Source organism: Microcystis sp. M53603_WE2, from assembly GCF_030065435.1.
In genome coordinates this window covers 1-6,555 of sequence record NZ_JASJFF010001339.1, presented here as the reverse complement: position 1 = coordinate 6,555, position 6,555 = coordinate 1, and the positions used below count along the sequence as shown (strand labels likewise).

The 6,555-nt window shown below is 44.0% G+C and carries 4 protein-coding genes and 1 pseudogene; 3 read left to right on the top strand and 2 right to left on the bottom strand.

Annotated features, from left to right (window positions below; translation table 11 throughout):
- Nucleotides 1–418: 418 nt before the first annotated feature.
- Nucleotides 419–1,930, bottom strand: coding sequence for a carotenoid isomerase (gene crtH / locus PX481_RS28210; RefSeq protein ID WP_288097254.1), 1,512 nt, complete (start codon nt 1,928–1,930; stop codon nt 419–421).
- A gap of 382 nt (nt 1,931–2,312) precedes the next feature.
- Between crtH and PX481_RS28205 the strand changes: the two genes are divergently transcribed.
- Nucleotides 2,313–4,217, top strand: a complete 1,905-nt coding sequence (locus PX481_RS28205; RefSeq protein WP_288097251.1) for a polysaccharide biosynthesis protein — start codon at nt 2,313–2,315, stop codon at nt 4,215–4,217.
- A gap of 448 nt (nt 4,218–4,665) precedes the next feature.
- Here PX481_RS28205 and PX481_RS28200 read toward each other — a convergent pair whose 3' ends face one another.
- Nucleotides 4,666–5,358 (bottom strand): PEP-CTERM sorting domain-containing protein, encoded by a 693-nt coding sequence (locus PX481_RS28200; protein WP_288097249.1) that lies wholly within the window; start codon nt 5,356–5,358, stop codon nt 4,666–4,668.
- 564 nt (nt 5,359–5,922) lie between these two features.
- Here PX481_RS28200 and PX481_RS28195 point away from each other — a divergent pair.
- A complete protein-coding gene (locus PX481_RS28195; RefSeq protein ID WP_288097256.1) occupies nt 5,923–6,381 on the top strand; it encodes a cobalamin biosynthesis protein in 459 nt (152 codons plus the stop codon).
- 7 nt (nt 6,382–6,388) lie between these two features.
- Nucleotides 6,389–6,555: pseudogene (locus tag PX481_RS30275) on the top strand (lipid-A-disaccharide synthase-related protein); the annotation flags it as partial.

Genomic DNA, 6,555 nt, shown 5'->3' with positions numbered 1-6,555 from the left:
TAGGGTCTGCTGAAAAAGTTTTTCCTGGGGGTAGGAGTCAGTAGCCGGTCGTCAGGAGTCGGTCGTTTCAGGCTTTGTTGCCCTTGTTTTTTGTACCAAGCGATGTACCACAAGAAGGATAATGCAAGGTTTTTGAAAGTCCCAATCCTATTTTCTTGCACTAACATCGGACTTTAACAGGTCAAAAGCCTTATTTTAAAAGGGTTTTACCATTATTCAGCAAACCCTAAATAATCATTCTTTAATAACCAGATTTAGTTGAATATCCACAGCGTTTCTCATCAAGGTGAAGTATAGATTAAACCTTGCCGAAGTAAGGATTCCAGTCGCAAAAATGCGCTTCATCCATCTGAGAAACGCTGTCAAGTCTTACCTTCCCGTTTCCGAATTCGCCGGTAAAAATCCTGATTTTCAGCTTTTAATCTCTGGGACGAGGTAAACCCATATCTACCGATAGAAGATGACTGCAAGCAAAACCGGAAAAGGCCACCGCGTTTAATCCTTGACCAGGGAAGGTACTATCTCCCACACAATAAAGATTAGGAATAGCTGTGCGATTAAAGGGCATTCCTAATAAGCCTAACAGTTTTCTTCGCGGTATTGGGCCGTAACTGCCATCGATTCTATTCAAAAAGCGGCGATGGGTGCGGGCTGTGCCAATTTCGATATAATCTAATCCTGTATCTAGTTTGGGAAAGAGTTTTTTCAGGCGATCAATGAGACGATGAGCAGCGGCCTCTTTTTTCTGTTGATATTCTTGAGGGGGCAGTTTTTGCCATTGATCAATCCAGCTAGGGGTGAAAGTATGAATGATATGATGGTCCGGGGGTGCGAGGGAGGGATCGAGTAAGGTAGGAATAGAAACAAAGATAGTTCCCTGTTCTGCTTCCATATTTTCCCAATCTTCTAGTAAAATATGGTGACATTCGCTTCCTGATGGTAACACATCGGCCTTAACTCCCAGATGCAAACTCAGGAAACTGGGGGATTTTTGATAGCGTTTTTGCCATTTTTTTTCGCTGCCCGGGAGAGATTCCGGGGGGAGTAGTTTCTCGAAGGTATCCCAACGGGTGGCATTAGAAACAATCTTTTTAGCGTAGTATTCCTTACCATTGGTCAATTTTACCCCGATCGCCCGTCCTGCATCTAAAATAATCTTATTCACTCTCGCTTGATACTGGATTTCACCACCGGCTTTTTCCAATCCCGCGACTAACTTGAGAGCAATCTGTCCTACTCCCCCTCGGGGATAGTTAATTCCGCCGTAATGGCGATCGCTAAAGACCATTCCCGCATTAATCATCGGAGTGCGATCGGCGGGTACTACCGACCAACAATAACATTCCATATCGATAAATTTCAATAATTTCGGGTCTTTAATATATTTTCTGGCCACATCTCCCGCATTTTGGGGTAAATACTTGACCAATCCCAAACAGGATAAAGGATGCTGGAAAAAAACCCTAGTCAGATAGCGGGGTTCTTCCAGCGATAGTAAATCCATACTATTGAGGCAATTAAACACCTGCCAGCATTCATCGTAAAAGCGCCGGATACCGGTTTTTTCTGCGGGAAAATGGCTAATTAATTCCTGTAAAAATTGTTCGTAGTCGCGGTGAACTTTTAGGTCTAATCCGTCCGGGAGATGATAATGAATCTGGACGGGATCGGCAATGGTTTCGATACTCATATCCACCGCTGCCAAAGCCTTGGTTAGGAGGTTAGTCGTCCCCTTTTTGCCAAAACCAAAAATCATCGAAGCACCCACATCAAAACGATAACCCTCTCGTTCAAAATAACCTGCGCTGCCCCCCGGAATCAGATAACTCTCTAAAACTAAGACTTTTGCCCCTTTTGCCGCTAATTGCGTCGCTGTCACCAATCCCCCGATTCCCGACCCAATCACGATCGCATCGTACTGATTACTCATAACTTGACTCGATAAATTTTTGTATCAATTCTTGATTGTAACCCTTGACTAGCGGTCATTTATCGGCTAGTTTGCGGGAGCAAAAAATTTTTTGCCAGCGATGAAAAGTTGCTAAAAGGAAAAAATTCTGGACAAATCTGGCAACTTGACATAATTGGGTTTGGGTGATATCATCTCCGGAAAGACAGGTAGCGCTACTGTTATAAAAACATTGGCTCTTCTTGTTTCTGTGTGGAAGGGAGAAGAATAGGGGGAATTTTCCAGAAATATATTCTTCAAAGCCCTGCCTAGCAAGACTACTACAAATAATAAGCACTGATTATCACAGAAAGTCGAGAGGAGCTAAGTAAATTTACCTTAAGATTAATTAATCAATTGGATAATGTATAGAAAACTGGCCAAAAAAATCCTTAAATTAGCTAATTCCCTATCTAGGTCATCGAAGCGATCTCTTTTGATTGTCACCGATTGCCTGATTTTTTGTCTAAGCATCTATCTGGCCTTCTCTCTCAGATTTAATCTGAGCCTCGAATATCAGCAAATTAGACCTTTTTTAGGGAAAATATTCGGTTTAATTGCCATTAAAACTCTAGTTTTCTATCTCAAAGGTATTTACAGTCCCGTAGTACGTTATACAGGATTAGAGTTTCTTTCCTCCGTACTGCAAGCGGTTCTCTATAGTTCAGGGGTTTTAATCAGTCTGGCCTACTTTCAAGGGGATGCCTTTTTGCCACGTTCAGTCCTGATTATCGACGCATTGTTAACCCTAGTATTGGTTATCGGGGTGAGATTGTTGATTCGTTCTGTCTTTCACCGTCTCAATATTTACGTCAGTAGTCTGGATAGGGAACCGACAATCGTTATCTATGGTGCGGGGATTGTGGGTTGTCAATTAGCACGTTCCCTGCAAAATGACCCCCACTATCGTTTATTAGCTTTTGTTGATGATAATCCCGATTTGCAGCAGCGAGTGGTCCAAGGCATTAGGGTTTACCCCCCCTCTCAATTGGCACTACTGCACCAAAAAAGGGCCATTGACTGGGTTGTTCTCGCTATTCCGAACCTAGACAAGGCCAGAAAGCGGCAAATCATCGAAAGTCTAGAAACTTTACCCATCGACATTAAAACCGTTCCTCCCCTCTCAAAAATTTTATCGGGAGAAGCGACCATCAATCAGATTCGCAGTGTCGATGTCTCGGAATTATTAGGACGGGAAGAAATTCTACCCCATCCCGAACTTTTGGGAAAAAATGTCACCGGTAAAGCGGTGTTAGTCACCGGGGGTGGTGGTTCCATCGGTTCGGAATTATGCCGACAAATCGCCTTCCTCAAGCCAAAATGCTTGGTAATCTACGAATTAAACGAGTTTTCCCTCTACAAAATCGATCTCGATTTAAGTGAAAATTATGCCGATTTACGCAAGTATGCCTATCTAGGCAATGTTCTCGACCGCAATCATCTGGCCCGAGTCATCCAACAACACCAGATCCAGACAATTTATCACACGGCCGCCTATAAGCACGTTCCCCTTGTGGAAGCCAATCCTAGTCAAGGGATTTACACTAATGTTTGGGGAACCTTAAATGTCGCTCAGACCGCGATCGAGAATTCAGTTAGTAATTTAGTTCTTATTTCCACTGATAAGGCCGTCAGACCGACTAACATTATGGGGGCCAGTAAACGCTGTGCTGAGTTAGTCGTACAAGCTTTGGCCGCTTTACCCGACACTTCCACCTGTTGCGCTATCGTCCGCTTTGGCAATGTTCTCGATAGTAGCGGTTCCGTGGTGCCGCGTTTCCGGGAACAAATCGCCCAACGTAAGAATATTACCCTCACCCATCGCGATATTATTCGCTATTTTATGTCTATTCCCGAGGCGGTGCGTTTGGTTATACAAGCAGGAGCCATGGCCCGAGGGGGTGAGGTATTCCTGTTAGATATGGGTGAACCGGTAAGAATTTACGATTTGGCCCTACAGATGATTCGTTTAAGTGGCTTGGAATTAGGACAAGATATCAATATTGAAATCACAGGATTAAGACCGGGGGAAAAACTCTACGAAGAATTATTAATCGATACCGATAAAGCTCGTCCCACCGCTCACCCAAAGATTTTTTGCGCTCATGAACACTTTCTTGCTTGGGACAAATTGCAAATCAAATTAGAGCAACTGCTTAATTATATTCAAGTTAATGACCGTCAGGGCTTAGTTAAGTCCCTACAAGATTTAGTTCCCGAATACCAGACCCCGCAGCAAATAGCCGGTCATTTGTCAAGTCAAAAGTGAAAGAAAGGAGTTTTAGCGAGTGCATCCCACATTTGCAGAAATACCGACAATTAGGGTCTGCTGAAAAAGTTTTTCCTGGGGGTAGGAGTCAGGAGTCAGGAGTCAGGAGTCAGGAGCCGGTCGTTTCAGGCTTTGTTGCCCTTGTTTTTTGTACCAATCGATGTACTACAAGAAGGATAATGCAAGGTTTTTGAAAGTCCCAATCCTATTTTCGCAGCACTAACATCGGACTTTAACAGGTCAAAAGCTTTATTTTAAAAGGGTTTTACCATTATTCAGCAAGCCCTATATAAGTTAAACTGATCACACAAAGTCGAGAAAAGCCAGAAACCAAGCATCTGGAGAGAAACTTGGCTTCTAGAAGTGGGCAAAATAGACCTCTCCATAAATCAGGCTAGAAGCCTGAACTACTGAGCCTAAATCCTAATTATTGGAGATGTCTAATGGCTTATTTTTCTTTCCTTTTCAAAGCAGCTCCACCCAAACCAGCAAAGGCAAGTAAGCCTAAAATGGTAGAGGGTTCGGGGACGGTGGTGGCGGTAACACTAGGAGGTGATAACAGGGTTCCAGAATAAGAAACCGCATTACCAGCACCACCAGCCTGATTGAAATTTGCTAGGAAAGCAGCCGGCGAAGGAGCAAAACCCGGAACATTCAGTGTACCTAAAGCTTCGAGGTTAAGGACGTTAGGATTTAAGGGGTTTGTCAGAGTAGTGAATGAAGTCAGTGTAAAAGATCCTAGACCTGCCACTGTACTAAAGGTTAGGAAATTAGCGATAGGTAGTGTGGGGCTTACCAAGTTCAAGATGGTCGATCCCGAGCCAGTATTTATAACTAGGGTTGGGTCATTAATTTGGGCGCCTTGACCAAGGAAGAAGTCATTAGGAGCAGATACACCGCCGGTAGGCGCATAAGTCGGGGGAATAGAACCGAAAGTGATAGGGGAACTGAAATCAAGGCTGGTAGCAGTAGAAAGACTGCTACCAGTATAACCCGGAGCTGACAAAAGACCGTTGGCAAAACCTGCGTTGGCATTCAGAGGTGGAGGAGCGGCTTGGGCGATACCCCCAAGTCCGAAGGTGGCGACGGTAGTGGCAATAGCTACAGCACCTGTTTTTAGAGTGTTAGAAAGGGTTTTCATTTGTTTAAACAGATTTATGGACTGCGATTGCCGCTGCCGCATCAGTTGGGCTGCGGAAGCGGATTCAACTGAATAATACACATTACTCCCCCCTCGCGCTAGATCCTAGGCTTTAATTTAATAATTTCTTTGCATTCCTCTGCCTGATTAGCGATGCAGAGAGAGCGGCGATCGCATATAGAGTAATTTCATCAATCCTGCGGCTCTCTTATTCTTTGTGTGATCAGTTTAACTTATATAGAAGCGATCAATCTCTGTGTCCTCTGTGTCGGTCGGGTTCATTCCACTCCCTCGCCTTCATCCCTAAACGGATTAAGCTGCAACTAGCTGATAGACTAGGGATACCAGCTTTCATTTGGGAGCGAGACAGTGGTGAAGCTAACCGATTCCCAAATTGAGCAAGAAATTGGCAAGATTGTCAGTAAATTTGAGCTTTATCAATGTAAGGCATCGCTAGGACTACCAACCCAGCCATTGTAGTCATGGATAAAATACCAAACAACCCCAAGGGGATTCTCCCAGTTGGCAATCCTAATCCCGCAATAATTAAAGGCAACACCGATGATGACTAGCACTTCCCCTGCTTTCCACCTACCCGCAACTGATTTAATTGGGATTGAGCGTCTCCAATGGTATGGACGAGTATTATGGCTAGGAATAGGTTGCATCCGTGGCACGGAGAAAGCAGTCATAGATAGGGCAATTAGGGCTGTTTTTGAGCGTTATCACCTCTCTTTAGCCGCTATTGCCGGTATCGCCACCCTTGACATCAAAGCTGATGAACAGGGTTTAATTGCCTACTGTCAAGAGAAAGGATTGCCCCTAAAAACCTTTACTGCTGAAGAGTTGAGAGATATTAAGGTCCCCAATCCCTCGGCTATTGTCAACAAGGAAGGGGGAACTCCTAGCGTCGCTGAAGCTGCCGCTTTAAAAATGGGCGAGACTTTGCTAGTCAGCAAGCAAATAGAAGCAAAATCGGTGACAGTGGCAGTTTCTTTGGCAGCAAGGAAATATAGAGGATAACAAATCGATGCTTAAACAGATTTTATTTCTTAGTAATGGTCATGGTGAGGATTTAAATGCCAGTTTAATTCTGGGGGAATTACAAAAAATTCAGCCCCAATTATCTATAGCTGCTTTGCCTTTAGTGGGAGAGGGAAAAGCTTATCAAAAATTGTCAGTACCAATTATTGCCCC